This is a genomic window from Paenibacillus hubeiensis, assembly GCF_032334105.1.
Lineage (GTDB): Bacteria > Bacillota > Bacilli > Paenibacillales > Paenibacillaceae > Paenibacillus > Paenibacillus hubeiensis.
Genome location: NZ_JAVYAE020000002.1, coordinates 167088 through 193593, shown reverse-complemented (window position 1 = coordinate 193593; position 26506 = coordinate 167088). Strand labels below are relative to the sequence as shown.

The window sequence follows — 26506 nt, the reverse complement described above, 5'->3', positions numbered from 1 at the left end:
AGGCCTGTTTTTGGAAATTAATATTTTTGATCATTCGGCCTTGAATGTTGTAAATAAAAGAACGTTCCGTTGATGAGAAATCGCCAGAAGTAGTCTTGTTAATTATTGTGAATTTTTCATATAATGAAATTTTAATTTAAATTGCCTATCATTCTATCTCACTCCCCCCAACGTTATGTTCTTTTCACGAAAAAAGTCGCCTATTTGGCGACTTCGATCCGATCAATCGTATATCACTCACGTCACGAAGTACTGGCTTGGATTTCCGAGCTCGGGATGGAACTTCTCGCGAAAGCGGCCCCCCGTATACGCTCCGATCACCTTGCGCCAGAATGCCTGGGCAATGACATTCGACCGAACCTGCGTCACCTTCCAGCGCCCCGAAAAACGATTGAACAATTCATGGGCAGCCCATGTTCCCACGCCGCTGCGCCGATATTTCTGCATGACGAAAAACTCGGTCAGATAATAGTCGTTTTCCTTGTTCCCCGGCTGTTTCTCTACAAGCGCAAACCCGGCCGGCACGCCGCCGCTGGTAATTAAAAAAGCAAACTTGCGGCCTTCCTCCGTCCAAAAGGATTCCAGGCCCGGATATTCTGGAAAAATGCCGTTCACGTCCACGTCAATATTCAAATATTTCGTAAAATCATACAAATAAAATTGCATCAAATGCCGAATCACCTGACTGCGTTCTTGGGGAACCAGCTCGATCTGCACCCTCATCCGGTCCACTCCTCTTTTCTATGGATATGCCTGCCGTTTATACTAATTACTTTACTGGTTTATAAGTCATGGGGCAAGAAAGCAATCTCTTTGCTCTCTGTTCGTTGAACAGGCTGTGACCAAGCAAAATATGGTACACTGGTGTTACTATGCCATGCGATCGTTCGCAATGATAAACACATTTATGGAGGTGCCGAACATGACCAATGTGCAAAAAGAGATTGACCGACGCAAGCTGGATGAAAAACTGCCTTCCATGCCTTGGTTCGTTCAGCAATTCATTGACTATAAGCTGCCTGACCTGTCTCCTTCCACGTTATTGGAATACTTGCGGGATTACGACGCATTTTTCAGCTGGCTTCGCGCCGAAGGGCTGTCCCAAGCTGTGACGAACAAAGATGTTCAACTCACCGAGCTGGAAGTGCTGCGAATGGAGTCCATCACGTCGTTTCGACTGTTTCTGGGCACCAAACGCGAAGGAGCGAACTCACGCATTACCGTTTCCCGCAAGCTCTCCTCCCTGCGCTCCCTGTTCCACTATTTGAGCCAAATTGCTGAAGATGAGGATTTCTACCCCCTGCTGAAACGAAACATTATGGCCAAAATCGAAATCAAGCGCACGCACAAACCCAAAGACACGGCAGCCAAGTTGAAGGGTAAAATTTTGGAAGAAGACGAATTGCTGGAGTTCATTGGTTATATTCTGGAGGGTTACGCAGTGGATATGCAAAAAAACAAGCAAGCCCTCTATGCCCATGAACTAAACAAAGAACGGGATGCCTGCATCGCCAGCCTTATCCTCAATTCCGGTCTTCGCGTGTCAGAGGTCGTCAACTTGAACGTCGACGATCTGGATCTGAACAACAAGATGCTGCATGTATACCGAAAAGGAAACAACGACGAAACGTTCAAAACCCCCGTTTATTTCAGGGAACAAGCGAGAGACGAGCTCGCCAACTATATGCAGCTGCGTCAGTCCCGCTACCGCACTCCGAAACGCGAAAAAGCGCTGTTCATCGCGCTTCGCAACGGGGAATCCGAAGGCAGCCGTATGACGAAAAGAGCCATTCAGGCCATGATCATCAAATATGCGAAGAAATTCGGCAAACCGTACCTGACCGTGCATAAATTGCGCCATTCCTTTGCGACAGACTATTATTTGCAAAATGATATCTATAAAACCAAGGAACAGCTGGGTCACGCTTCCACCGAGACCACTGAAATTTATGCCCATCTTACCGATAAAACGATGTCCGAAGCGATTGAGCGCCGATTGGAGGAAAACTAGCTCTCCGTTTCGTCATCGTAAAAAACAAATGATAATCAAACCCCAAAAGCCGCCCCAATGGCGGCTTTTGAACGATCAGTGATGCACAGTGTCAACCCTTATCGAGAACTAGACAGCAGGACGCTCACAACCTGTCCGGGCTCATGCACGGAATGCCAAGCGATTCCTTTGTTGTCAATCTCAATAACATGCTGGCCATCGAAATCCGCCTCGTTTTGTACCTCTTCCTTCGGGAACCACGAAACAACTCCGATGACCCTCTCCAGCTGCTGCACTAGGAGCAGGTCTTCGCCGCTCCTCGCCATCACCAGTTTAGGGTAAGGCGCTTGCTTGTGGCCTTCGATCAACACCCAATCATAATCCTTGAAATAATGGAGCATATCCTCCAACCTGGCCGCCCGCTTCTCAAGAATGGCCGTCCGTGTATCGGACATGACGGCCACAGCCCCTGCCCCCGCTTCGGCAAAACGATGCGAATCGGTGCCTTCCCGATCCATTTGAAAGTGGTCATGCCCATCATGTTTGATCACCGCGACCCTCAATCCGCGGTTGGAAAATTCACGCGTAAGGGCAGCCGTAAGCGTGCTTTTGCCGGTGTTTTTGTACCCGACCACCTGCACTACTTTTGGCCCCGGTCCCGGAGTGTTGGCATAGCTCGTTATCGACATCCTGCCTCACCTGCCTTGAGGGAGTTTGATAATGCGGACCTTCTCCCCGGCCGCGATGCCCTTCCTTTCCGGCGGAACCACGATCAGGCAATCGCTGTCCTTGATCGTAATCATCACGCTGGATTCATCCACCCGCGATGGAGCCGGTGCAGCGTAAACGGTGCCCTCCCTAATCTGGATGCGTCCGCGGACAAAACGGGTAAAGTTGTTTACCTTCGTATACTCCGTATCCATAATCGCCGTCCACTCCTCCAAATAAGGGTGCGGATCGCTCTGCATCATCCGGATGGTAGGCCAGACAAACAGCGAGAAACCGACAAAACAGGCCCCTGGATTGCCTGACAAAGCAAACAACAGCTTTCCGTTCACCACCGCCGCCGTCGTTACGCTGCCCGGGCGCATCGTTACCTTGTTGAACAGCATGTCCACATCGCTTTCGCGCACGAGATCTCCCATAATATCGTAATCTCCTACGGAAACGCCACCTGTCGTGACCACGATATCGTTGTCGCGCACAGCCTCTTCCACCTTGGCGCGGGCAGCAGCAACGTCATCTGCGATCGAACCGTACATGACCGGTTCTCCCCCGGCCTCAACGACCAGGGAACGAAGCATGTAGCTGTTGCTGTTTCGAATCCGTCCAGGCTGCAAAGGCTCGTCCACGTTAAGCAGTTCGGTTCCCGTCGCAAAAATCGCGACCTTGGGTCGACGATAGACACGTACATGAGCCACGCCGAATGTCGCAAGGACCGACTGTTCCCCTGCCCGAATGGTCGTGCCTGACTCCAGCAGCAAGTCGCCTTCCTGAACCTCCAGCCCAATGGGCGTAATATTGGCGTTAGGCTGAATGCTTCGTTTCAAACCGATCCAATGCTGCCCATCCTGTTCCCTGCTCTCGGTCATCTCCAACATGACGACAGCGTCGGCTCCTTCGGGAACCTGTGCACCCGTCATGATTCTCGCAGCAGTGCCTTCCACAACAATCTGATCCGAAGTGTAACCACACGGTATTTCATCGATCACGCGCAGCCAGATCTGTTCATCGCTGGAAGCATGCAAGGTGTCGCCGCTTACAATGGCATAACCGTCCATGCCTGAACGGCGGAAAAACGGATACGGATGCGGTGCATGAACGGTTTCGGCCAACGTTCTCCCATGCGCGAGTTCAAGCCTGACCAGCTCGGTCGAGCCAGAGCTTGCACGCGCCGCAATCTTGGCCTGAGCATCGGGCACCTGAACGGCGGTCCGCATAAATTTGGAACTTTTCATGTCAGCATGAGGCATGTTTGATTTCATGTTCGTCGCTCCTTCTTGGAGAAAATCTCCCTATGTAAAAAAGTGTAGCCCGAAACAGGCAACGATGACAAGTGACAATGTCACGTCAAAGCAGGTTCGCAATTCCTGATCTAAACAAACAGCCAGCGTGCAAAAGGGAGACGACTCCTTTTACTCGCTGGCTGTTCAATTGGGGGCGGCTCAGCATCGCAAAAGCTATCGTCGCCTTTTGATTTTTCCTCCGCCAACCCTTGTTTTCGGTTTTTTGTATGAGCTTTTCGGTGAGTCAAACCATCCTCCGCTCTTGTTGCGTTCAACGGTGCCTGTGCTCGGTTCTTTTTTCCGGCTGAACAAACCGCCGCCTGAACCTACGCTCGTGTCCGTATCGCCCCCGCGTCTCGTAATGGAGCCTTTTCGCTCAACGGTAATCGGAGGCGCTGCTTTTTTATCGTTGCTGGTTGGCGTTCGGTAGGAACCGGCATTGGGCTTATACGTATCCTTGCTTGTATAGCCCCGGTATTTCCCCGAAGATCCGCTGCCCCCAAGAGCATCGAACAAATTGCCGAGCAGCGTGGCGGTCAGATAACCCTGCAAAAAGGAGGAATCGTAATTTTGACGGACATATTCCTTTGAATCGACCTCGATCAGCGTATCTTCCTTTTTGTTCGGGTCCTGCTGCAGGTGGTAATATTGGTCCGAATATACCAGGAACATCCGCTCGTCGTTTACCGCCGAGATCTGGTCCGGCTTGCGTTGATCGGACAGTTCTTCAGCCACTTCAGGCACGGTGCGGTCAGCAGCCCGATATACATAGGATGTCGAATTCCCGCTCCCGCTAACAGACTCGAGTGGATAGGTATCCTGAACGGAAGGTGCTCCGCACGCGGACAGCAAAGACATCAGAAGGCTGAGCACAAGCATTAATTTCAATCCATACGCCGTGCGCTTTTTCATTTGCACCTCTCCTAGCTCGAACGAATCACTTTAATGTCTGCGGGAATGACGGACTCGCCCTCGTACAGAGCAAACCTTCTGTCTTGCCACTCCACGCGTAGAAGCAGATGATCATCCGACTGATACTGCCATACAAGCTGCTCGCCTGCTTGCCCGTATGGCGTTTTGCCCGCTGTCGTAACCATTCCTCCGTATTCATCTTCCAAGTGGTAGGCACGGCCATCCAAATCCAGCAGCGTCGGCACCTCATCCGGTGCATCAAGTCGGCCATCAATCGGTTGATACAAAGCATAGCGTGTCGTTTCGCGCTCTTCGATATGCAAATAGCGAACGGACGTGCCGTCCTTCAAGGTTAGCACAACCGCATTTCGGGACCGATGATGCACTCTACCCACCACTTCATACGTGACTAGCGACACTTCGCAAATATCGCCTGGCGCAAGCTGAAGCATCGTTTTCTCTGCCTTGGGTGGTTCCGGTTTGGCCATAATTCCTTTAATTCGTTTCCATACGCTCATGCGAATTACTCCCGTTCTTCAATCTTATAGGCAAGCCGCAATAATCAGTGCGCCCACGATATGCAGGGCACCTGAAAACAGGCCGTACCCTGTTTTTCCTTGCTGGATGCCTGTATCCAAGTCAAGTGCTGCCCATTTTCGAATAATGAAATGAACCACACTTTCCAATATAAGTAAAATAACAAACGAAACAACCGATACAAGCAAGGCTTCACCCAGATGTCCTGCCGTCGAAATCGAAGTGGCAAGCACGTAGCCCTGCGCAAACAGCTTCATGACCATTCGCGTCGTCACAGCCATGTTTCCGGCCTTCACTTCGGCAAAATCCTTATATTTTGTAAACAAGGAATCCACGAACATCAATATAAAGAGCAGCACTGAGCCTGAAAGCGTCCAGACCAACATCGCCAAAATGTTCAAATCCATTTACACAGCCTCCAAAGTTCAACATAACCCACATTTAAAAGCGAAGAAGAAACCATGTTTCTTCTCCGCCAGATGGGTACACACACTCTCGATCGTTCGAATCTTATTTTTCGTACTGTTTCAATAAAGCGGCAAGTTCATCTTCAACCGCTTGATCTTTGCCCAGTTTTTCGAACTCCTCATCGAGCGATTTGCCTTTGGATGACATTTCATTGCTGGCTTCGGCTTGAGCTTCCATTTGCAGCATTTTTTCTTCCATGCGCTTCATGCCGGCGCTCGCCGTATCGGAACTGAACCCGTTAAGAGCCTTGTTGATTTCGGTTTGCGCCTTGGCTGCGTTGTAACGAGCAACGAGGGTTTCGCGTTTGTTTTTCATCTGTGTCAGCTGTTTGCGCATCTCATCCAGTTTGCCGCGCAGATTGTCGGCTGCCGCCTTGTTCTGGTCGTAGCTGACTTTGTATTCGGCCATTTTTTCTTCAGCGGCTTTTTTCTCTTCAAGCGCCCGCCGGGCCAGGTCTACGTTCTGGGCGCGTGCAGCGGTATGAGCTTGTTCCTCGCGTTTTTTTACGAGCGCTTCCTGTTCTTCATAAAGCTGTTTGAATTTTTTCTCGATGGCGATCTGGGCTGCAACGGCTTTCTCCGCATCCTCCAGATCCTCTTGCATGTCCCGGATATATTGGTCCGTCATTTTGATTGGATCTTCTGCCTTGTCGATAATAGCGTTAATGTTTGACATCGTTAAATCACGCAATCGTTTGAAAATGGACATTTAATTTTCCTCCTAGTCGATAATACAACCCTGTATATAATTATACATACGTCGCAATCGTCTGTCCGTTTCAATTTTCAATCAAAAATTTGTGAACTGCCGTTTTAGGATTGAACGGCATCGTTCACCAAACCATTCGTATGTTCGGACGGGTTTAAATGTTCATCAAGCAGCCTTTCCGCAGTCTGCACAATTTCGTCGATTTGCATGCGCGTAATGCCATTGTAATGAATGCCCATAATGACGGTTACGGTCGTTCTGAGATGCTGCGCCGCTTTACGGGCAAGGCGCTCGCACAGTTCCTGTTCCTTATGCCCCGGAATGTGCATGACCGAACCGTTAATGCGTTCCCCATCCGGATAATATGTGGCGACTGCACCGATATGCGCTTTTCCTCCTGTCACCAATAATACGCGGTCATCCCCGGTTTGAATTGCTTGAAGCTTCATCGTTTTCAAATCGAACTCATTCATCTGCGTCCACCCAACCTTCATGTTTTATGTATTTGCTGGAATTATGAGCCTCATTCGTCGCAAAGACAATGAAACACTTCACATCCCGCATAAACCATTGCGATCCCGGGAATACCAAAAAAGAACGCATTCTTGAAAGGAGGCTGCTGTCATGCGTGTTCGCCTCAACGTGGCCATTGGGATCGTCTGCATACTGCTGTGCGTTAGTTTCTCTCCTTTGCGGCCTGCTGAGGCAATGGGAAATCATTCGGTTCCTGAAAGGGAGTCCAAGGAAACCATCCATTCATCGGAGGAAGAACAGCTGACATTGGGACAGCTTCGGCGAAAATATGCAGATACTTTCAAGACCAACGGTCCGTCGACCAAACGGGTCGCTTTAACTTTTGACGATGTGCCTGATCCTCGATTCACGCCTCAAGTGTTGGATGTTTTAAAAGAACATCATGTACGGGCTACTTTTTTCATCGTAGGCAACCGTGCTGAGAAACATCCTGACCTGGTCAAACGCATCGTGAAAGAAGGGCATGTCGTCGGCAATCACAGTTACAATCACCCCCAATTTAGCAAATTGTCCATGAGCGCATTCCGCAAACAGATTTTGCGAACCGGGGAAATCATACAGAGACTGACAGGATATACTCCAAAAATGATTCGTCCTCCGTACGGGGATATTAATGAAGAGCAGCTCAAATGGGCAGCAAGGAACCACTACAGCATCGTAAACTGGAACGTGGATTCATTGGATTGGAAGGGCATCCCCAAAGAAAAGGTCAAAGAAAACATATTATCTGCCGTCAAACCCGGCTCCATTATTCTTCAACATGCCGGTGGCGGCGTCGGGACCAATCTCAGCGGGACGGTAGAGGCATTGCCGGAGGTGATCACGGAGCTGCAAAAAAGAGGATACAAATTGGTCACTTTAGATGAAATGCTGCAAATGCCCAAAAACAGAAAAACCGTAAAATGACTGGATGCAAAAAGGTGTTCGCTTCACTCACGCTTCGTGATTGAACGAACACCATCGTCGATTTATTTCAAAATAAAGAGTTTCACGTCCTGAAACCCGAATGAACTTACGGATTGTTTGCTTCCGGGGATGAAAATATCAATGCGGTTTCCTTTGATGGCAGAACCCGTATCACGCGCCGTAGCCACAAAAGCCTGTTTAGGCAATCCCGGATGGCTGTGTCCAGTCACCAACACTTTGGTTCCGAGCGGGATGATCTTAGGATCTACCGCGATGGTACCGAGCTCAAGGTCGTTGCCGAAATAATCAACAGATCCCCACTTCCCGTTCTCGGAAGGGTCCGCCGAATACCCTGTAGCGACAACGTTCAATGTCTTGCTGTAATCAAACGTCTTGCCCCACGCCTCTACGACTTTGTCTTCATTGTTTACGTCCAGACTGGCAGCAGTTACTGCATTGGCCTGAACTTTCGATGTTGAAGCTGCAGCGGATGCGGTGCTTGTTTTGCCCGGAATGTTGATTTTCACCCCGTCATAGATATTGTACGCGGAGATGCCCGTATTTGCCTTCATCAACGTGTCGAGAGCAATGTTGTATTTCTTGGAAAGCGTATAAAAGGTATCTCCTTCTTTGGCCACATGGACGGAATCAGCGTGAGCCGGGACAGCCTGGATCAATACGGCTGCTGCTAACATGGCTGTTGCAGTTTTGACGATGCGTTTCATCGAATTAAGTCTACCTCCCTTATTATGCCTGCGAAGTTAGTTGTCGGATTCGGATGGAGGAGACCACCCTATAGGTATAGATTTACACGTATTGCTTATGTACGCCCTAATTCACCCCAAGCAGCTGCAAGGATGCGACTGCCCCTCTACTGCATCATTACTTCCCCCGCACCTTCCGTTAAGAAAGTTTCGGCACGACTAATATATCACAATATTGTAACCATGGTGCCTAGTAATTGTTACCAATCTGCGGTCGCTTCCCCTTGTAATTCAGCGTATGTCCATTGTTTCATGGGAATCCGGGGTTTCGAATGGTCGCTCGTTCCCGCATAGATGGTAACAGAAAAGTTACTTTTTCAATCCATAGCGCACCAATCCAAGCAAAAAACCATGCCTCCTTAAACAGCAGGCATGGTTTATCTTGATACTCCAATGATCGGCTAAAGAACCTTTGCCAAAAAATCGCGGGTACGTGCATGTTTGGGTGCACCGAACACTTCTGAAGGCGTTCCGTCTTCTACGATCACTCCGCCGTCCATGAACAAAATGCGATCCCCAACTTCGCGGGCAAAGCCCATCTCATGGGTTACGATGACCATGGTCATGCCGCCTTCGGCAAGACGTTTCATGACATCCAGCACCTCGCCGACCATTTCCGGATCAAGCGCGGAGGTCGGCTCATCGAACAGCATAACGTGCGGCTGCATGGCGAGCGCCCGGGCAATGGCGATACGCTGCTTCTGTCCGCCTGACAATTGGCTTGGATAAGCATTCTTTTTGTCGTAAAGGCCCACCGTTCTCAGCAAATCCTCCGCAATCTTGGTTGCTTCCTGGACGGATTGTTTCTTCACCTTGATCGGGGCGATTGTCACGTTCTGCAGCACCGTTTTGTGCGGAAACAGATTAAAATGCTGGAAGACCATGCCCATTTTTTCACGGGTTGCGTTAATGTTGTGTTTAGGGTCGGTGATGGATACCCCTTCAAAATTGATTTCACCTGAAGTCGGTTGCTCCAGCAGGTTCAAGCAGCGCAAAAACGTACTTTTCCCCGAGCCCGAAGGTCCGATGACCACCACGACTTCTCCTTTTCCGATCGTTACGTCGATGCCTTTCAGCACTTCGTTTTTTCCGTAAGATTTATGCAGTTGTTTAACGTCGATCACTTGCACTCAACTTCCTTTCCAGTCGTCCCAACAGCTTGGACAAAATGAATGTCAGCACGAAGTAAATGGCTGCGGCGATCAGGAATGGATTCAAGCCCTGATACGTAATGTTTTTGACCACGCTGGCCTGATACATGATATCGACCATACCGATCACCGAAATGATGGACGATTCCTTGATAATGGTAACGAACTCGTTACCGATCGCCGGAAGGACCGCTTTGAAGGCCTGCGGCAGGACAATAAAGCGCATCGCTGCAGCTTTGCCCATCCCCAAAGACCGAGCCGCTTCCATCTGTCCGCGGTCCACGCCTTGAATACCTGCGCGGAAGATTTCCGCCAAGTAAGCACCGCTGTTGATGGACAACGTAATAATCCCTGCCTGAAGCGGCGAGAAGTTAATGCTAAAGGTCAAAGCCAGGCCGTAATAAATGATCATCAACTGGACCAGCATCGGGGTTCCACGGATCAATTCGACGTATGCCGTACCGATCCAGCGCAGGATGGCTGCGTCATGGAGACGGAACCAACAGATGATCAGACCGATGATGACACCGAAAATGACGCCAAGCGCAGACAACAGCAAGGTATAGCCCACACCTGTTGCATAAAAGCTTTTGTATTGCCAGAACACTTCCAGAATATTCGGTGTTTTGGTTTCTTTTCCCGCCATCATTTGGCTCGCTTCGGTAACCATCTGAGGGATTTTGTTTTCGCTTTTCAGTCGGGCAAGCGTTGCGTTTACGGCATTCAGCAGTTCCGTGTTTCCTTTGCGGATACCGATGGCGGCCTCTGCTTCTTCTTCGTCCGGCACTGCAGGCGCAAGCACGATGTTGTCATCCAGGTATCCGACGGCAACGGTGTCCTCCAGAATGGCTGCGTCGATACGATTGGTCTCCAATTGCAGCACAATATCGGAAATCTTGTCCAACGCAGTCAGCTTAGCACCGGCAATCTTCTGACCGATCTCTTCTTGAATAGAGCCTTTCTGCACGCCGATCTTCTGGTTCTCCAGCTCGGCCATCGTCGGGAACTTGTCCTTGTCCTCAGCGCGTACGACGATGACTTGCTTCGATTTGTAGTAGGTTTCCGAGAAGTCGATGCTTCTTCTGCGTTCATCGGTCGGGGTCATGCCCGAGATGACCATGTCGACGCGACCGCTCTGCAATGCGGGCAGAAGTCCGTCAAAGCCCATATCCTCTATGACAAGTTCTGCACCCATGTCGGCTGCAATCGCTTTGGCGATCGCGATATCGAAACCGACAATTTGGTCCTTGCCGTCAATCACTTTATGAAATTCGTACGGCGCGAAATCGGCACTTGTGCCGAGCACCAGCTTTTTGCCCTCTGAAATGCCCGTCGTGCCCGCGGCCATGGCCGTTGGAACAGCCATTGTCAGCATGACCACAAAGGCCATAAGCATCATGGTGTAACGACTTATTAATTTCAAACCTGTTCTCCCCTTACTTTATTCACATGCTTATTTCTCATAGGATGCCTGAGTCATTATAAAGGACAATGTATGAATATGCAATGCATTTTCATATTTACAACGCATGACAACGCCCTGAAAAAAATGGAGAAGCATGCTATAATCAAGAAATCGTTTTTATTTTTGCAGAAGGAGTACACCACCATGACACCCATCCAAACACAAATTTTAGCGGTTATTGATCAATATGCTTCCCGTTTCAAGGACATTTCATCATATATCGGGGCCAATCCGGAATTAGGAAATGAGGAATATCTCGCATCCGCACGTTTGAAGGAGGAGCTAACATATCACGGCTTTGCCGTTGAAGCTCCCGTTCTCGGTCTGGAGACGGCATTTATCGGCACGTACTCGGCTGCCAAATCCGGTCCGACCATTGCCCTGCTGTGCGAATATGATGCTTTGCCCGAGATCGGTCACGCATGCGGCCATCACTTGATCTGCATGATGAGCTTGGGTGCTGCCGTTGGGCTCAAGTCCATATTAGATGAAGTGGGAGGAACGCTTAAAGTTTTCGGCACACCTGCGGAGGAAACGCGGGGAGCCAAAGTTCCGATGGCGGAAGCCGGCCTGTTCGATGATTGCGATGTGGCTCTTATGGCCCATCCGTTTTACGCTTACGAAAAGTCGGGAAGCTCGCTGGCCATCGATGCCGTTCAGTTTGAGTTTCACGGCAAAGCTTCGCATGCCGCAGCTACGCCTCATGAAGGCATTAATGCGCTGGATGCGGTCATTCAAACCTTTAACGGCATCAATGCATTCCGGCAACAAGTCAAAAGCAGCGTTCGGATTCACGGCATCATTAACAGCGGCGGACAAGCGGCCAATATCATTCCCGATTATGCTTCCGCCCAGTTCTATGTCCGCGCGTCGACACGCAAAGAGCTGAACGTGCTTACGCAGCGGGTCATTCAGATCGCGGAAGGAGCCGCCCTGCAAACCGGGTGCAAACTGGTGACTTCAAATTACGAAACTTCTTATGATGAAATGGTCACCAACGAGACGTTGTCCGGCGCATTCAGCGACAATTTGCTGAAGCTCGGCATTCCTGCCCGCGAAATCGTTACTGGCAATGACCACGGCTCCATGGACATCGGAAATGTATCGTTGCGTTGTCCCGCGATTCACCCCTATATTCGCGTTGTGGACGAGGTACACACGCTTCATTCCATCGAGTTCCGTGATCTGGCCTTGCAGGAACGGGCTTTGGATGGCATGATTCTGGGGGCAAAGGCAATTGCCTTAACGGCCGGCGACGTGCTGACCAACCCGCAGCTGCTTCAATCCATTCGTGAAGAGTTTGAACAATCGACTCGATAATGCTAGGTTATCGGCTTCAACGTGTCTGTCTGGTCATGTTATCTGTGACTGGACAGACACTTTTTTATGTATAAGGCAAAATCACTCAGCCCGAACGAGAAAATTCGTTTATACTGTGATGCACACCACTTTCATATCTAGAAAGCGGCATCCATATCCAAAATTAAAAATGCATGACTCGGCGGGCTGGATCCATCATAATTTCGTGGTTTTTAACTGGCCCTGTGCATCAATGATTATTTTCCACTTCGTCGAATTTGGACCCGTCAATACCAAATGATCTGCCAGTTGATACAAATTCCCGTTATGATCCTGAAGCGTGTCGATGACAACGTTCTTGCCATCATTTATTGAGCTCACTCCGTATAAATACCGTCCGTCTGCTGTGCTTCCCACAGTCAAAATATTGTCTCGGATTAAATTATGTTCAACCTTATAGTTATTTGTTTCTAGATGAACCGCCCACCATTTTCCTTCGTATTGCATACGATTACCTGTAATAATATTCCTTGAACCAAGTATTTTGATGACAGTCCCCTTCCCCTTGATCGAATTATTCGAAAATGTCACGTTATCATAGATGTTTACCATTCGCTCCGGTTGAGGTGTCTCAAAACCAGGCTCAATTATGTTTGCGATCGCAACAACACCATTCTTCAAATCCATCGCAATCCCTGCTTGGGCAATGTAGTTACTTCTTACAATAATATTGCCGTTGGCCATGATTCCCCAGTGATTTCCTTGTGGCAAAATGATGTTGTCAGCAATAATGCCAATATCAAGCCCTTCGGGTCCCACAGTAGTCCGGGCTTCAATTGCTGCCGTAGGGGCCGATTGGAGAATAGAGTCTATGAAATTGCCCTGAATGATGAATTCATGGTTTTTTATATTATTTGGATTAAATGGAGTGGGAAGAAACGATACCGAAATGGCTGAGGTTAGCCTGATATTCTTCAGAACATTTGAGGTCACCATTGCCCCTTTAAAACCAGCCAAGATCACACCAAACGACGTTCCATAGACATTGTTACCATGAATCGTCATGTTGCGAGCTCCAGTTTCCCCGCCTTCATTATTGCAGCTGATTCCCCCTCCTGCTTTAGGCACATTCGTCCCTTGTTGCCCTCCGGTAAAAACGTCGTAATCCACATCCGTAGACAGAATGGGGTCATGTAAATAATTGTTCATGATATGCAAATCCCAAGTCGCCTTAACAAGGATGCCATCACCGAGATAACGGTAACAATCATTTTCATTGATGATGACAAAAGACAGGTTCGACCGCACAACAATCGGTTCTTCGCCAAGGTCATACAGTTTGTTGTTTCGAATCACGATATTACGAGATGGGGAATCGAGACTGTTCGATCCAATCACGCCAATCGCATCTGTAAATTGGCTGATTTCATTATTCTGTACGAGCACATTACTGCTATTTCGAATGGAAATTCCCGTTTTTCCTGCTCCCCAAGAAGCCTGCGTCGATCTTGTAAGCGTCAGTCCCGTTACTTCTACATGACTGCTGTTCACGATGCTTAGACCTTGATCTGACATTTCCAATACTGCCCCAGGAAGTCCCCTGATAATGACAGATCTGCCCGAAAACGTGTAGAACAAGCCTGGCCTCGTTACTTTGTAATGCCCCGGGGTGAACAACAGGATGTCTCCGTCTTTGGCAGCATCAAAGAATGCTCTGATTTGCACGGATTGGTCGCTCCCATCCCCTGGAGCAAAGTTGCGGACGTCGATCGTATTGCCATAGGTCCTGGCTTGCACAGCTGAAATGCTGCCAAGCACCTGGGCAAACATTTCATTCAGCCTCACAGGATTAAAAGCTTCATTGGTATTAAATCCTTGCATATTCAAGTTGTAATCAGAGTTAAAACTGATGTTACTCAATATACCAGCTCCCCTTCTTGAAGTATTTCCTATAAAAAAAGCCACAGTATAGTTATACTGTGGCCATTATAGGTTGCTTTATAAAGCGTCTTGGAAACCAGAATTCATCCCAGCGAAATTCGACGGTAGATATCCATATATTGTTCTGCAGAAGAATCCCAACTGTAATCTCCGCCCATCGCGTTTTTCACGATTTTCTTCCAGCTTGCTTTATCCCGATAAAACGCCTCTGCCCGACGGATCGTATGCAGCATATCATGGGCGTTGAAATGGGTGAACGAAAACCCGTTCCCCTCTCCACTGTGTTCATTGTATGCCTGAACGGTATCGTTCAGACCGCCCGTTTCGCGTACGATCGGCACGCTGCCATAACGCAGCGCCAGCAATTGGCTAATTCCGCAAGGTTCAAAACGCGACGGCATCAGAAAAAGATCGCTTCCGGCATAAAAACGCCGGGAAAGCCCGTCGTTAAACAAAATCTGCGCAGACATTTTAAGCGGGTGGCGGTGGGCTGCCTCGCGGAACCAGTGCTCGTAAAACTCGTCTCCCGTGCCCAAAACGGCAAATTGAAGATCATCGTAGTGCAGCAATTCATCCAAAACTCGACAGACGAGATCAAGTCCCTTTGAATCCACCAGACGCGTAACCATAACCATAAGAGGCGCATCCGGACGCACAGGCAGTCCCAGCTCCTTCTGAAGCTCCATTTTATTCTCTGTTTTTTTGGAGAGGCTTGATCTGAATTTCACCGCAATTTTCTTGTCGGTAGCCGGATTGTAGCTAATGGTATCGATGCCATTCACAATTCCGCTGAATCGATCGCCAAGCGAAGACAGCAATCCATCCAACCCATAACCGTAATAGGCCGTCTGTACTTCCTGCGCATAAGTCGGGCTTACTGTCGTGACGTGGTCGGCATAAACGACCCCTGCTTTCAGAAAATTGACGTTACCATAATACTCTGCGCCTTCCATCGTAAAGTAACGACTATGCAGCTGAAGCAATTCACCGAACACTTCATAGGGAAAAATGCCTTGGTACAGCAGGTTATGTATGGTAAACACCGTACGGATCTCCGTATAAAACGGATGGTGGGCGTAATGTGCCTGAAGCAGCAGCGGGATCATTCCCGCGTGCCAATCGTGAGTATGCAAAACGTCTGGCTTGAAATCAATTTTAGGAAGCACTTCGAGCACCGCCCGATTGAAAAAGGAAAACCGTTCTCCGTCATCCATGTAACCGTACACGCCATCCCGCGCAAAATAGTACTCATTATCGACAAAGTAAATGGGAATGCCTTCATGGACTAACATCTCGACTCCGCAATATTGCCTTCGCCAACCGACCGGCACTTCCGTAACCGCGACCGTTTCCATGGCCTGTTTGAATTCGTCCGGAATGCTTTTGTATTTGGGCAATATCACCCGAACGTCGACTCCAGCCTTCTTCAAGGCGAGCGGCAAAGCCCCGATGACATCGGCCAAACCGCCCGTTTTGACAAAAGGATGTGCTTCAGCTGCTGCAAACAATAGTTTCATGCCTTTTTCCTCCTCTTTGGTTGCGTCTGAACTTCGTCTTTGGAAGCTTTACCCGATGGGGCCTTCTTTGAAGCTTTCACTTTGCCTTCGGCTGCATCCAAAGCGGGTTTCGCGGCTCTCTGGCGACCCGCTTTCTTCAAAATGACAATGCTTAGCGGAGGCAGCACCACTTCAAGGCTATAGGGCCGCCCATGAAATGGAATCTTTTCCGTAGGCAGCTGCATATGATTGAGAGTACCTGATCCTCCATAATCGGAATGATCGCTGTTCAGCACTTCGGTATACATACCGGGACGCATGACTCCGATTCGGTAACGCTTCCGTTCGATCGGCTGAAAGTTAATAATGACCAGGAGTGTATCCGATGGTTTTTTTCCTTTGCGAACATATGAAATGACACTTTGACCATGGTCATCCGGAGTGATCCATTCATATCCTTCAAAGGAATGATCAAGCTCCCACAAGGCTTTTTCGTTAAGGTAGAACTTCGACAAGTCGCGTACGAAACGATGCAGTTTGCGGTGGCTCTCATAATCGAGCAAAAACCAGTCCAGTTGGTCTTCGTCCTTCCATTCGATAAATTGGCCGAATTCGCCGCCCATGAACAACAGCTTTTTGCCTGGGAATGTCATAAAGTAACCCAAAAACGCCCGCATACCGTCAAACTTCTGCTCATATGTTCCCGGCATCTTGTCGAGCAATGATTTTTTGCCATGAACCACCTCGTCATGGGACAGAGGCAGCACGTAATTTTCACTAAAGGAGTACATGATCGGAAAGGTTAGCAAATGGTGTTTGGCTGGGCGCTCATGAAACGGGCTCTTGATGTAATCGAGTGTGTCGTTCATCCATCCCATATTCCATTTGTAATTAAAACCCAGTCCTCCTGCATCCGTAGGGGACGTCACCATGGGCCATGCACTGGACTCTTCGGCCATGACTAACGCGTATGGGAAATAGCGGAATATCGTCTCGTTCAATTCCTGTAAAAAAGATACGGCTTCCTTGTTTTCCAATCCGCCGTCCGGATTGGGACGAAACTGGCCCGGAGATTTTTCAAAATCCAGCCGCAGCATGCTTGTTACCGCATCAACGCGCAGCCCATCAAAATGATACATTTCCAACCAATAAACGGCATTGGAGATGAGGAAGGAGCGGACTTCTGGTTTCGAATAGTCAAAACTGAGCGTGCCCCACCCCGGTCTCTCGGCTAACATCGGGTCAGCATACTCGTATAATGGCGTACCGTCGAACAATCTGAGGCCATGGGCATCTTTGGCAAAGTGGGCAGGAACCCAATCCAACAGAACGCCGATTCCTGCCTGATGAAGCTTGTCTACAAAGTACATCAGATCTTTTGGTTTTCCGTAGCGGCTCGTTGGCGCAAAAAAACCGGTATTTTGATATCCCCATGAAAGGTCATAAGGATGCTCCGTCAAGGGCATAATCTCTACATGGGTGTAGTTCATCTCCAACAGGTACGGAATCAACAGGTCAGCCATTTCACGGTAATTATAAAGCGAGCCGTCTGGACGGCGTTTCCAGGTTCCCAGGTGCATCTCGTAAATGTGCACGGGTTTGTTGTATACGCCTCTTTGCTTGCGCCTCCATGCTCCGTCGTTCCACTTGTAACCGTCGATGGAGCTGGTGATGGATGCCGTGCGCGGTCTGACTTCGGCGTGAAATGCATAAGGGTCGGCTTTGAGCAATTCTTCTCCGTCTTTGGTCAATAAGTGAAATTTGTATAGGGTCCCTTCCTGAATGTCAGGAAAGAAACGAGTCCAAAATCCGGAATTGGGCACTTTATGTAATGGATCCTTTTTTCCGTTCCAATGGTTGCGGTCAAGGGCCAGACCCACTTCCTTCGCATGGGGCGCCCATACCGTAAACCGGTACCCTTGTTGTTGATTTTCGACGACAGGCTGCGCACCCAACATACGATAACTGTGATGAAGGCTTCCTTCATGAAACAAATAAATAAGTTCCGGTGAAATGACCGGATCTGTGAATGGTTCAATCGCCATAAAATCACCTGCTTTTCCCAGAAAATAATAATAACGTTAACCATTACCCCATTCTAGCCAAATTGAAAAGAAAAATGACCGATTTCGAAAATGTTGTAATTTTACAGATTTTTAACCGTATATATCGTTTCATCAGCTCCAAATCGCGTTAATGTATGTACAACTTTCAACAAAAATTTCCGGGAGGGAAACGATTATGTTTAATAAAGATTGCATCGCTATGCTGTTGGCGGGAGGAGAGGGTAAACGTTTGGCACCCCTGACTTCAAGTATCGCTAAACCCGCTGTGCCGTTTGGCGGGCATTACCGGATCATCGATTTTCCTCTCAGCAACTGCGTAAACTCGGGAATCGATACTGTTGGCGTGCTCACGCAATATCAAGCAGGATCATTGCATGAACATATTGGAAGCGGAGAGCCTTGGAGAAAAGAGAACTCGTCTGAATCTGGAATATCGTTGCTTCCATCTTACCATACAGGAAATGACGAATACTTGGGAACTGCGGATGCCATTTATAAAAATATCGACTTTATTGATAAACAAAACCCCGAAAATGTGCTGATTTTGTCGGGAGACCACATTTATCATATGGATTATCGCGAGATGCTGAACGCTCACAAATCCAACAAAGCAGCCGCCACCATTTCGGTGATGGAAGTCCCTTGGAATGAGGCTCACCGTTTTGGTATCATGGCCGCAGACCATGAATTGCGCGTAACCGAGTTCACCGAAAAACCGGCCAAACCAAAAAGCAATTTGGCCTCAATGGGTATTTACGTGTTCAACTGGGAATATCTGAAGCGCCATCTCCTCGAGGATGCTCAAAATCCCGATTCCAGCCATGACTTCGGCAAAGACGTCATCCCGCAAATGCTGAATGAAAGCAATTCGCTTTACGTTTATAATTTTAACGGGTACTGGAAAGATGTCGGCACGGTAAAAAGCCTATGGGATGCCCATATGGATCTTCTGCACAATGATCAGGACTGGAGTCTTCACAAGGAACATTGGCCCATGTTCACGCGTGGCTGGAGAAGCAAAACGAGTACGTATCGAATCCCCGCTTCCCGTACGGAGCATGCCATGTCCATGATCCATGAATCCTGTGCCATTGATGGGCGTGCCGAACGTTCTGTCATTTTCTGCGGGGCTGAAGTCGGCAAAGGTTCGGAAATCAAGGAGAGCGTAATTATGCCTAATGCTCGCATCGGCCGCGGCGTCCACATTGAGCATGCCATTATCGGCGAAGGAGCCATTATCAAGGACGGTGCCATCGTCAAAGGCAGCGCAGACGAAATTGCCGTGATTGGCCCAGGAGAAGTCGTTTCTGCCAAACCGGCATTGCGTACTCAATCCGCGCGAATTTTGAAGGAAGTCTATGAGAAAACCGGTCGACTGCGTGCAGGCGAACTTTCATCATAAGTTTCACTTGGGAATATATAACGAAGGATGGTAAAAGGTTAATTATTCCTGATTTTATAAACAAAAAAGGCGAGCCGTTAAACGGTTCGCCTTTTTTGTTGCTTCATTATATATCCTTTATTATACATCTTATTTCATTTGAACCGGGACGGATGTAACGCAGCCCTGTGTTTCAATTTCCTAACCATTCTGCCCGGTTCAAACAAGGGATATTCTCTGTTTCTTACGTTGTTCCGATATCCGGCCCTGCCTGTTGATCCTCATGTTTCATTAAATCATCCTCTTCAGCCAAAGCCGGCAAAATCACCGTAACCGTCGTTCCCGAACCCAGCTCGCTTTGCATCGAGATCGTTCCTTCATGCAGTTCGACCAGCTGCTGGGTGATGGCAAGCCCCAACCCTGTGCCTCCGTTTTGATGATTAACCTGAAAGAAGCGGTCTCTGACCTTGCTCAAATGTTCTTCGCTAATCCCGATTCCCGTATCCTGGACAGCAGCAATCACCTTGCCGTCTTCTTCTTTCACGGACAAGTATATCCACGAATTTTCATGCGAAAATTTGATGGCATTATCGACGATATTAAGGAACACCTGCTTAAGCCGATTACCGTCTCCGAACACATTATAAGCCTTCGTTTCATCGGCATCCAGCTTGAGATGGATCTGTTTCTGTTCGGCTTTGGCCCAGACGTTCAACATCGTTTCCTGCACGATTTCCCGAATGCTGACTGTTCCTTTGACCAGTTTCATCTGATTTTGCTGCAATTTCGAGAAATCCAACATCTCTTCAACCAAACCGATCAACCGTTCCGTTTCCTTGGAGATGATGCTCATGCCGATACGCGTCTCATCCGGATCATAGCCGCCTGAATCCAGCGTCTCGCTCCAACCCTTGATACTGGTCAGCGGGGTACGCAGTTCATGAGATATCGAGGAAATGAAATCATCCTTGATCTGATTGCTGCGCACGATTTCCTGAGCCATGAAATTCAGCGTTGAAGCCAATTCCCCCAGCTCATGCTTATAGTTTCCTTTGACCCTCACATCCAGACGGCCCCGGGCCATCTGTTCCGACACTGCGGTGATGTTGTTGATCGGTTTGACGATGGAATTCGCCATACCGATGCTAATAATGAGCACGATGGCCAGTACCGCGATCCCCACCAGAATAGCCAGCAGCCCCATCACCAGCAATCTGGAATTCACGTCCTCCAGGGAGGTCAAATATCGTATGATGTACGTGTTCTCGCCGCCCAGGTCCAGCTTATGGGAAACGGCCATGATTTGTTCGCCCGTATTCGGCTGCCTTCCAACCCATCGTCCAATGCTGCCATTCATCGCTTGGGTAATATCGCTCGTCTGTATAACGGCCCGCTCCGATTCAAACGCCGTTGAGCTCGCCAGCACGCGACCGTTCAAATCCAGAATTTGCAGTTCGGTGTTATCCAATTGCAAGTTCACGAGCAAGTATGACAGATTGTTTCCATCTTCCGCCCCGCTTACGAGGGACAGCGGCTCCTTATAATCATTGGTGGCGGTAATACGTTGGTTAATCGTATTATAGATGCTCTCATAGTAGTATCTCTGGACCGCAAGCATGAAGATGAACTCGACCAGCAGGAGTGCCAGGAACACCACGAAAAAATAATGCAGAACGATCTGCCGGGTAATGCCCTTTTTGATCATTGATCCCTGCCCTTCCACTTATACCCGTGTCCCCATACGGTTTGCAGGTACTCTGGTTCGGAAGGATTGTTTTCGATTTTTTGGCGCAAACGGCGGATGTTCACATCGACGATTTTGGGATCTCCCATATACTCCTTGCCCCATACGTGATCAAGCAGCAGATCGCGGCTCAGCGGCGTGTTTTCTTTTTCGAGGAAGAACTGGATCAACGAAAATTCGGTCGGCGTCAGTTCGATCAGCTCGTTGTTTTTCTTGAACTGCTTGGAGATCAAGTCCAACGAAAACGGTCCTGACTGGAACGTCACCTTGGCAGCCGTCTCACGATGCACGTTGACCCTGCGCAGCAAAGACTGGATGCGGGCAATCAGCTCCGTCGGGCTGAACGGTTTGCTCACATGGTCATCGGCTCCCACCGAAAGTGCATACACTTTGTCTTGCTCCTGTACCTTGGCTGTAAGGAAAATAATACCGATTCGTTCATTCGTTTCCCGAATGCGTCTGCATACTTCAAAACCGTCTATGCCCGGCACCATGACATCCAGCAATGCGAGGTCGATATCCGGCACGGATTGCAAAATGCGGAGCGCCTCATTTCCGTCACCCGCTTCCAGCACTTCAAATCCGTTTCGTTTCAGATTAATGACGATAAAACTGCGGATCGATTCTTCATCTTCAAGAATAAGCACTTTACTCATTTAGTTCTTCCTTTCTGTTCAGCTGCGATATATTGTCCAGTAATCCATCATTACCATCCAATTGCGCGCCACGCGAAGCAATTACACGATCACTCGTTCGCGTAATTTCTTTCCACTTCTTGCCTTTCTCCTGCTCCCACTGAGACATGGTGAAATATCGAATCTCACCGACCGTTTCGTCGGAATCGATCATTTTGAAGCGAATATATTTGCCCTTCTCGGATTTAGTATCAATGGTGATTTTGCCATACCACTCGGGTTTTAGATTCAAATGGAACAAATTCGCGTCATCCCTGTATTGGAAATTCACAAATTTCTTGCCTTCATTTCCATCCCATTGATAAAACGTGTAAAACCACATCCGGTCATTGAACACATAGTGCTCCCAACCTTTGGGCGTTTCTTTCAGTCCAAATTCAATAATACCATCATTGTTGATGTCACCGCTTAAAATTTTGTCATCTCTGTACGTTTGGTCCGGAGATTGGAAAGCATTCACCAGTTTATTATCCTTGACGTAGACGATCTGGGAAAATGTGCTCCGGTCATCCAACTCGGCATCCAGCGCAATACCTGTCCGGTTTTCTGCAACCTGACCGCCAAGGGCGGTATAAATGTCCTTCACCGTGTAATCGGACTGGATCCGGTCGAGTTCCTTGAAGCTTCCTTCGTTATACTGGTAGAGGGCAATCGAAACAAACCCGCTGGTATTCAGCGACACGATAACAAAGTCGTTCTCCCCATCCCCGTTCAGATCCAACGGATTCCCCTGGCCGTCGTCAATCACCAGTTGATTATACGGAACGCCGCCCATCACCTGTTCAAGGGCTCCGCCTTTATAAGAATATGCCATCATAGCTTTTTGCGCTTCCAAGCTCACTCCAAGCACGATATCAGGGTAGCCATCGTTCGTAATGTCAAGCAGTTTGAAGGACTCGAGACTGTTGCCCGGCACGTCAAACGTCAATTTTTTGACCCAGGTATCCCCTTGTTCTTCGAGCAGCATGCCGTGGATGCGCACATTTTCGTTGGGAGTATCGTAAAAAACGATGGCCTCCCGCGTACCGTCCCCATCCAGATCGGCTACACGAATCATGCTCGTATTATTCAGATCTTTGGGACGGATCAGTTTGCTTTCCGGCGGCTGTTCTTTCTGTACGATGGTATACAGCCTCTCCTTGTCCATCGACATCGTCGGCGGTTTCATCAATATTTTGGGATCGCTGATGACCGTACACCCACTCAGTAGCGAAACAAGCATCATGGAGACGGCTCCGCCAGCGAATGCTCGCCTCCAGCGCGAATTAAGCAATTTCATCACTCATTTCAATCAAATCAGATTTTTTTCTTGCTGCGTCAGTCTCCGTCCGCGGATATCGAAAACGATGCGGCCTTCTGCAAGCCCCCAGATCCGGGTCGCATGCTTCTCGGCCAGTTCGATCGGCAGCACGGCAATAACGGTTGCTCGTTCCTGTTCACACAATTTGCGCAGCGTTTCCAGCACGGAATCCGCCGTATGCGGATCAAGCCCCACCACAGGTTCATCGGCCAGAATGACCTTTGCGCCATGAGCAAGGGCCCTTGCCGTAGCGACACGCTGCCTCTCGCCACCGCTCAACTTTTCGGCGGTTTGGTGCGCTTTATCCAGCAGCCCCAGCCCTTCCAGCACGTCCATGGCTCCCATGTAATCGTCGGATCTTACCATACCGGTGAGCATCCTCCACCACGGTGTTTGTCCGGCCCGGCCGATCAGCACATTTTTCAGGGCCGTGCGCCTCGGATACAATTGCGGGTTTTGCTCCAAGTATGCCCATTCGCGCTTGATTTTCGTTTTTCCGGACCAGCCTTGGCTCAAAATGTCGACTCCGTCGACGGTAAACTTGCCGCTATCCCATTTTTCCATGAGCGCAAGGCATTTCAAAAGCATGCTTTTGCCGCTCCCGCTGGCGCCTACGACGGCGATCATTTCCCCCTGTTGCATATCGAATCGGATATCGCGCAGCACCGGAATCCGGTCCGCTCCTACGAATTTATTCAAATTCTCTACTCTGATCATCGCGACGTCTCCTCTTGTCCATGTTTTCCTACTACTAGTGTACTCGGAAAAGGACATACATTTCCATGCGAACACCCGCTTCTATTCTACCACAAATTCCTTGGAAGGTTTACGCTTGAATAACAGTCCTCCGATGCCAAAAAGAACGTATAACGCCCCCAGCAAAACAAACATGCTTCCCGGCGAGAACCAATGAATGAATTGACCGCCCAGATTGGGGCCGATCATGCTGCCGATCGTAAAGTAAAACGAAGCGACCACATTTGCTGCAGGCAAAAACGCTTTGGGCAAAATATCCGCAGCGTAGGCCAAGCCAAGCGAAAAAAAGGAGCCGACCAGGCCGCCAGCCACGGTCAAGAGAACCAAGGCCCACCAGAAATGTGTACCTGCCAGCGGGAAAACCAGAAACGTCGCTCCTCCCATGATCCCGGCAAACATCAATACCGCTTTGCGCCCAAAGCGGTCGCTGAGCATGCCCAGCGGCAGTTGCAAAAGAAGTCCCCCGATCCCGATAAATGGCAGCAGGGACGAAATCTGATTGGCATCCAAGCCGATCCGCAAACCGTATACCGGGAAATTGCTGTTCATTCCGGCTTCCATGTAACCGTATAAAAACGCGGGCAACAAGGCATACCATGCCCATGCAAAGCTGCGGCGAAAACGTCTCTCCGGCCGTTCGCCTTGCTCCGTCTTTTCCGGTCTTGCATCCGGAAGTTTGATCAAAACCAGCATGAACACGGCCGCCAGGCAAACAAACAACACCCAGAACGGAACCGCTTCTCCATAACCAAGCAGCTTGATTCCCAGCGGCCCGATGCTGAAGCCAAGTCCGTAAGACATGCCATACAAGGAGATGTAGCGCCCCCTCTTTTCGGGCGTTGTTACCAGCAGCACCCAGAGTTGAGCTGCATAATGCAAAGCGCTGTCCCCCAAACCTACGATCAGCCGCAACATAAACCATACCCTGATATCAGGGATATAAGGAAAAAGGACAAGCGCAAACATGACCAAAACCAGTCCGCTCACGATCAACCGCTTGAACCCGATGGCACCAAGCAATCGTTCCGCAATAAGTGTCATCGCAAAGGAGCCAATATACAGCGCTGCGGCGTTTAAGCCGTTTAGGCCGGGCGAAACGCCTCGCTCCTCCAAAAAGATCGACAGCACCGGCAATAATAACCCCTGGCTTATTCCGGCAACGACAATGACGGTAATCAAGATGAAATAATTCGATAATGAATGTGTGGCGATGCTGCTGTTTTTTGACATAAAATGATTCCCCCTGCGTGCATACAAAGAAAAATCGCCATCGCTGACGACTTTTTTACATTAAGTGGATATTCAGTTATTCGCCCAGGACACTGCCCATGCAAGGCCGTTTGTCCCGGACTTGAACATTATAGTGGACAACGCCCTCCAAAACAAGCCATAATAGTACATAAGTCGCTGCGTATAAATGATGTGACGGGAGGATTCCGCATCGTATGTCTTATCAAGTTAAAATTGATGTTTCACCGATATATGAGATGCTCAACAGCTTCATGGTTTATGTAACGAAGAAATGGATCCAGCATCTGGATATTGGTCCTGAATGGATTCTGGACGTCGAAGGCAAACTAAGTTCCAACGTAAAGGCTGCATTGGCTCCGGCAGCCGCCTGGCCTTTCGACGATTTTGACGTTCTGTTCGCTTGGGCAGCCTATCGCGATTGCGGCCAAGAAAACGAGGATTTCCTTGGCATGCTGGCCGATTCGACCCCCGAGCAATCGCTCGCGAGGATCTCTGCCCTTATGCCGCATATTACAATAGAAGAAACTACGCGCATTTGCAACAGTTATCTTCCTTTGCTTCGTCTTTGGAACGAGCACTACTGCCAGGATATCAGCCAGGATTACCGGTGCTGGATCGAAGAAGACGCCGAAGAGAAACGGATACTGCTTGACAAGATGGGTCCTGAGCTGCTCGTGGAATACGCCACCGCAGGCGTAATCGTCGAACCGACCCCTGGTGTCAAAGAGGTCATTTTGTTCCCGACCGTCCATAATCGGCCTATTAATATGTATAATTTCTATGAAGGCGCGATGATCATGCAGTATCCGATTGATGTTCCGGAAGAGGACGAGGATCAGCCGCCTACCTGCTTATTGCGTTTTACCCATGCCCTTTCCGATCCGGAAAGGCTTCGCCTGCTCCGCTACGTCTCCGGGGAACCCCGATCACTCGCCGAAATGTGCGAAATGCTTGGCAAGGATGAGGATACGGTCAAGGATCAGGTTATGGCGCTGCGCATTGCCGGACTGCTGCGCACCCATTTGCTCGGCAGCAATCGCAAAGAAAAATACAGCATCCGTCCCGATGGCGTTTCCGAATTGAACATGTTTTTGGAATCCTACATACGTATTTGATCCGTATCGGAATGAAATGCG

At 49.1% G+C, this 26506-nt stretch carries 24 protein-coding genes and 1 riboswitch; of the genes, 5 read left to right on the top strand and 19 right to left on the bottom strand.

The window, feature by feature from the left end; translation table 11 throughout:
• Positions 1–237: 237 nt before the first annotated feature.
• Positions 238–723 (bottom strand): GNAT family N-acetyltransferase, encoded by a 486-nt coding sequence (locus RSX24_RS07590; protein ID WP_236412287.1) that lies wholly within the window; start codon positions 721–723, stop codon positions 238–240.
• A gap of 199 nt (positions 724–922) precedes the next feature.
• Here RSX24_RS07590 and xerS point away from each other — a divergent pair, with 199 nt between their 5' ends.
• A complete protein-coding gene (gene xerS, locus RSX24_RS07585) occupies positions 923–2011 on the top strand; it encodes a tyrosine recombinase XerS (RefSeq protein WP_236412285.1) in 1089 nt (362 codons plus the stop codon).
• Between the two features lie 98 nt (positions 2012–2109).
• On the opposite strand, the gene mobB is transcribed toward xerS, so the two are convergent.
• From mobB to lpdD, 7 genes are all read right to left on the bottom strand, one after another.
• Positions 2110–2679 (bottom strand): molybdopterin-guanine dinucleotide biosynthesis protein B, encoded by a 570-nt coding sequence (gene mobB / locus RSX24_RS07580; RefSeq protein ID WP_343260165.1) that lies wholly within the window; start codon positions 2677–2679, stop codon positions 2110–2112.
• 6 nt (positions 2680–2685) lie between these two features.
• A complete protein-coding gene (locus RSX24_RS07575) occupies positions 2686–3963 on the bottom strand; it encodes a molybdopterin molybdotransferase MoeA (protein WP_438286792.1) in 1278 nt (425 codons plus the stop codon).
• A 207-nt stretch (positions 3964–4170) separates the two neighbouring features.
• Positions 4171–4908, bottom strand: a complete 738-nt coding sequence (locus RSX24_RS07570) for a DUF4247 domain-containing protein (protein ID WP_236412282.1) — start codon at positions 4906–4908, stop codon at positions 4171–4173.
• Positions 4909–4919: 11 nt separating this feature from the next.
• Entirely contained in the window at positions 4920–5426 is a 507-nt protein-coding gene (locus RSX24_RS07565) for a DUF4178 domain-containing protein (RefSeq protein WP_236412281.1), read from the bottom strand.
• 24 nt (positions 5427–5450) lie between these two features.
• A complete protein-coding gene (locus RSX24_RS07560) occupies positions 5451–5852 on the bottom strand; it encodes a DUF350 domain-containing protein (protein WP_236412280.1) in 402 nt (133 codons plus the stop codon).
• A gap of 103 nt (positions 5853–5955) precedes the next feature.
• Positions 5956–6621, bottom strand: a complete 666-nt coding sequence (locus RSX24_RS07555; protein ID WP_236412279.1) for a PspA/IM30 family protein — start codon at positions 6619–6621, stop codon at positions 5956–5958.
• 104 nt (positions 6622–6725) lie between these two features.
• Positions 6726–7094 carry a prenylated flavin chaperone LpdD gene (gene lpdD, locus RSX24_RS07550; protein ID WP_343260163.1) on the bottom strand — a complete coding sequence of 123 codons (369 nt, stop codon included), beginning with the start codon at positions 7092–7094 and terminating at the stop codon, positions 6726–6728.
• 151 nt (positions 7095–7245) lie between these two features.
• On the opposite strand from lpdD, the gene RSX24_RS07545 reads away from it, so the two are divergent.
• The gene (locus RSX24_RS07545) at positions 7246–8061 is read left to right on the top strand and encodes a polysaccharide deacetylase family protein (protein ID WP_343260162.1); all 816 of its coding nucleotides are present in this window, start codon (positions 7246–7248) and stop codon (positions 8059–8061) included.
• Positions 8062–8123: 62 nt separating this feature from the next.
• Here RSX24_RS07545 and RSX24_RS07540 read toward each other — a convergent pair whose 3' ends face one another.
• The 3 genes from RSX24_RS07540 to RSX24_RS07530 form a co-directional block, all read right to left on the bottom strand.
• Complete coding sequence (locus tag RSX24_RS07540) at positions 8124–8786, bottom strand: 3D domain-containing protein (RefSeq protein WP_343260161.1); 663 nt, start codon at positions 8784–8786, stop codon at positions 8124–8126.
• Between the two features lie 9 nt (positions 8787–8795).
• Positions 8796–8991: riboswitch (cyclic di-AMP (ydaO/yuaA leader) on the bottom strand.
• A 235-nt stretch (positions 8992–9226) separates the two neighbouring features.
• Positions 9227–9949: an amino acid ABC transporter ATP-binding protein gene (locus tag RSX24_RS07535; protein WP_236412272.1), complete on the bottom strand. Its 723-nt coding sequence runs from the start codon at positions 9947–9949 to the stop codon at positions 9227–9229.
• Complete coding sequence (locus tag RSX24_RS07530; protein WP_438286791.1) at positions 9936–11351, bottom strand: ABC transporter substrate-binding protein/permease; 1416 nt, start codon at positions 11349–11351, stop codon at positions 9936–9938. Before RSX24_RS07530 ends, RSX24_RS07535 begins: the two co-directional genes overlap by 14 nt.
• A gap of 234 nt (positions 11352–11585) precedes the next feature.
• Here RSX24_RS07530 and RSX24_RS07525 point away from each other — a divergent pair, with 234 nt between their 5' ends.
• Positions 11586–12761 (top strand): M20 family metallopeptidase, encoded by a 1176-nt coding sequence (locus RSX24_RS07525; protein WP_343260160.1) that lies wholly within the window; start codon positions 11586–11588, stop codon positions 12759–12761.
• A gap of 195 nt (positions 12762–12956) precedes the next feature.
• On the opposite strand, the gene RSX24_RS07520 is transcribed toward RSX24_RS07525, so the two are convergent.
• From RSX24_RS07520 to glgB, 3 genes are all read right to left on the bottom strand, one after another.
• Positions 12957–14660 (bottom strand): right-handed parallel beta-helix repeat-containing protein, encoded by a 1704-nt coding sequence (locus tag RSX24_RS07520; protein WP_343260159.1) that lies wholly within the window; start codon positions 14658–14660, stop codon positions 12957–12959.
• Positions 14661–14764: 104 nt separating this feature from the next.
• Positions 14765–16198 (bottom strand): glycogen synthase GlgA, encoded by a 1434-nt coding sequence (glgA, locus tag RSX24_RS07515; protein WP_343260158.1) that lies wholly within the window; start codon positions 16196–16198, stop codon positions 14765–14767.
• Positions 16195–18222, bottom strand: a complete 2028-nt coding sequence (glgB, locus tag RSX24_RS07510) for a 1,4-alpha-glucan branching protein GlgB (protein WP_343260157.1) — start codon at positions 18220–18222, stop codon at positions 16195–16197. Before glgB ends, glgA begins: the two co-directional genes overlap by 4 nt.
• A 196-nt stretch (positions 18223–18418) precedes the next feature.
• Here glgB and RSX24_RS07505 point away from each other — a divergent pair, with 196 nt between their 5' ends.
• Positions 18419–19645 (top strand): glucose-1-phosphate adenylyltransferase, encoded by a 1227-nt coding sequence (locus RSX24_RS07505; RefSeq protein WP_290371402.1) that lies wholly within the window; start codon positions 18419–18421, stop codon positions 19643–19645.
• A gap of 223 nt (positions 19646–19868) precedes the next feature.
• Here the strand turns inward: RSX24_RS07505 and RSX24_RS07500 are convergent, their stop codons facing one another.
• The 5 genes from RSX24_RS07500 to RSX24_RS07480 all read right to left on the bottom strand — a co-directional run bounded on the left by RSX24_RS07500 (position 19869) and on the right by RSX24_RS07480 (position 25349).
• The gene (locus RSX24_RS07500) at positions 19869–21329 is read right to left on the bottom strand and encodes a sensor histidine kinase (RefSeq protein WP_343260156.1); all 1461 of its coding nucleotides are present in this window, start codon (positions 21327–21329) and stop codon (positions 19869–19871) included.
• Positions 21326–22024, bottom strand: a complete 699-nt coding sequence (locus tag RSX24_RS07495; protein ID WP_236412260.1) for a response regulator transcription factor — start codon at positions 22022–22024, stop codon at positions 21326–21328. Before RSX24_RS07495 ends, RSX24_RS07500 begins: the two co-directional genes overlap by 4 nt.
• Positions 22017–23288 carry a hypothetical protein gene (locus RSX24_RS07490; protein ID WP_236412259.1) on the bottom strand — a complete coding sequence of 424 codons (1272 nt, stop codon included), beginning with the start codon at positions 23286–23288 and terminating at the stop codon, positions 22017–22019. Before RSX24_RS07490 ends, RSX24_RS07495 begins: the two co-directional genes overlap by 8 nt.
• Before the next feature lie 66 nt (positions 23289–23354).
• Complete coding sequence (locus RSX24_RS07485; protein WP_236412257.1) at positions 23355–24080, bottom strand: phosphonate ABC transporter ATP-binding protein; 726 nt, start codon at positions 24078–24080, stop codon at positions 23355–23357.
• A gap of 81 nt (positions 24081–24161) precedes the next feature.
• A complete protein-coding gene (locus RSX24_RS07480) occupies positions 24162–25349 on the bottom strand; it encodes an MFS transporter (protein WP_343260155.1) in 1188 nt (395 codons plus the stop codon).
• 215 nt (positions 25350–25564) lie between these two features.
• On the opposite strand from RSX24_RS07480, the gene RSX24_RS07475 reads away from it, so the two are divergent.
• Positions 25565–26485, top strand: coding sequence for an ArsR/SmtB family transcription factor (locus tag RSX24_RS07475; RefSeq protein ID WP_236412253.1), 921 nt, complete (start codon positions 25565–25567; stop codon positions 26483–26485).
• Positions 26486–26506 lie beyond the last annotated feature (21 nt).

Bases quoted from the DNA above. Each gene is read 5' to 3' on its own strand.
- glgA (WP_343260158.1), bottom strand. From the start codon at position 16,198: ATGAAACTATTGTTTGCAGCAGCTGAAGCACATCCTTTTGTCAAAACG.
- RSX24_RS07565 (WP_236412281.1), bottom strand. From the start codon at position 5,426: ATGAGCGTATGGAAACGAATTAAAGGAATTATGGCCAAACCGGAACCA.
- xerS (WP_236412285.1), top strand. From the start codon at position 923: ATGACCAATGTGCAAAAAGAGATTGACCGACGCAAGCTGGATGAAAAA.
- RSX24_RS07525 (WP_343260160.1), top strand. From the start codon at position 11,586: ATGACACCCATCCAAACACAAATTTTAGCGGTTATTGATCAATATGCT.
- RSX24_RS07540 (WP_343260161.1), bottom strand. From the start codon at position 8,786: ATGAAACGCATCGTCAAAACTGCAACAGCCATGTTAGCAGCAGCCGTA.
- mobB (WP_343260165.1), bottom strand. From the start codon at position 2,679: ATGTCGATAACGAGCTATGCCAACACTCCGGGACCGGGGCCAAAAGTA.
- RSX24_RS07495 (WP_236412260.1), bottom strand. From the start codon at position 22,024: ATGAGTAAAGTGCTTATTCTTGAAGATGAAGAATCGATCCGCAGTTTT.
- RSX24_RS07530 (WP_438286791.1), bottom strand. From the start codon at position 11,351: ATGCTGACAATGGCTGTTCCAACGGCCATGGCCGCGGGCACGACGGGC.
- RSX24_RS07570 (WP_236412282.1), bottom strand. From the start codon at position 4,908: ATGAAAAAGCGCACGGCGTATGGATTGAAATTAATGCTTGTGCTCAGC.
- lpdD (WP_343260163.1), bottom strand. From the start codon at position 7,094: ATGAATGAGTTCGATTTGAAAACGATGAAGCTTCAAGCAATTCAAACC.
- RSX24_RS07490 (WP_236412259.1), bottom strand. From the start codon at position 23,288: ATGATGCTTGTTTCGCTACTGAGTGGGTGTACGGTCATCAGCGATCCC.
- RSX24_RS07500 (WP_343260156.1), bottom strand. From the start codon at position 21,329: ATGATCAAAAAGGGCATTACCCGGCAGATCGTTCTGCATTATTTTTTC.
- RSX24_RS07560 (WP_236412280.1), bottom strand. From the start codon at position 5,852: ATGGATTTGAACATTTTGGCGATGTTGGTCTGGACGCTTTCAGGCTCA.
- RSX24_RS07575 (WP_438286792.1), bottom strand. From the start codon at position 3,963: ATGCCTCATGCTGACATGAAAAGTTCCAAATTTATGCGGACCGCCGTT.
- glgB (WP_343260157.1), bottom strand. From the start codon at position 18,222: ATGGCGATTGAACCATTCACAGATCCGGTCATTTCACCGGAACTTATT.
- RSX24_RS07485 (WP_236412257.1), bottom strand. From the start codon at position 24,080: ATGATCAGAGTAGAGAATTTGAATAAATTCGTAGGAGCGGACCGGATT.
- RSX24_RS07555 (WP_236412279.1), bottom strand. From the start codon at position 6,621: ATGTCCATTTTCAAACGATTGCGTGATTTAACGATGTCAAACATTAAC.
- RSX24_RS07475 (WP_236412253.1), top strand. From the start codon at position 25,565: ATGTCTTATCAAGTTAAAATTGATGTTTCACCGATATATGAGATGCTC.
- RSX24_RS07545 (WP_343260162.1), top strand. From the start codon at position 7,246: ATGCGTGTTCGCCTCAACGTGGCCATTGGGATCGTCTGCATACTGCTG.
- RSX24_RS07590 (WP_236412287.1), bottom strand. From the start codon at position 723: ATGAGGGTGCAGATCGAGCTGGTTCCCCAAGAACGCAGTCAGGTGATT.
- RSX24_RS07480 (WP_343260155.1), bottom strand. From the start codon at position 25,349: ATGTCAAAAAACAGCAGCATCGCCACACATTCATTATCGAATTATTTC.
- RSX24_RS07505 (WP_290371402.1), top strand. From the start codon at position 18,419: ATGTTTAATAAAGATTGCATCGCTATGCTGTTGGCGGGAGGAGAGGGT.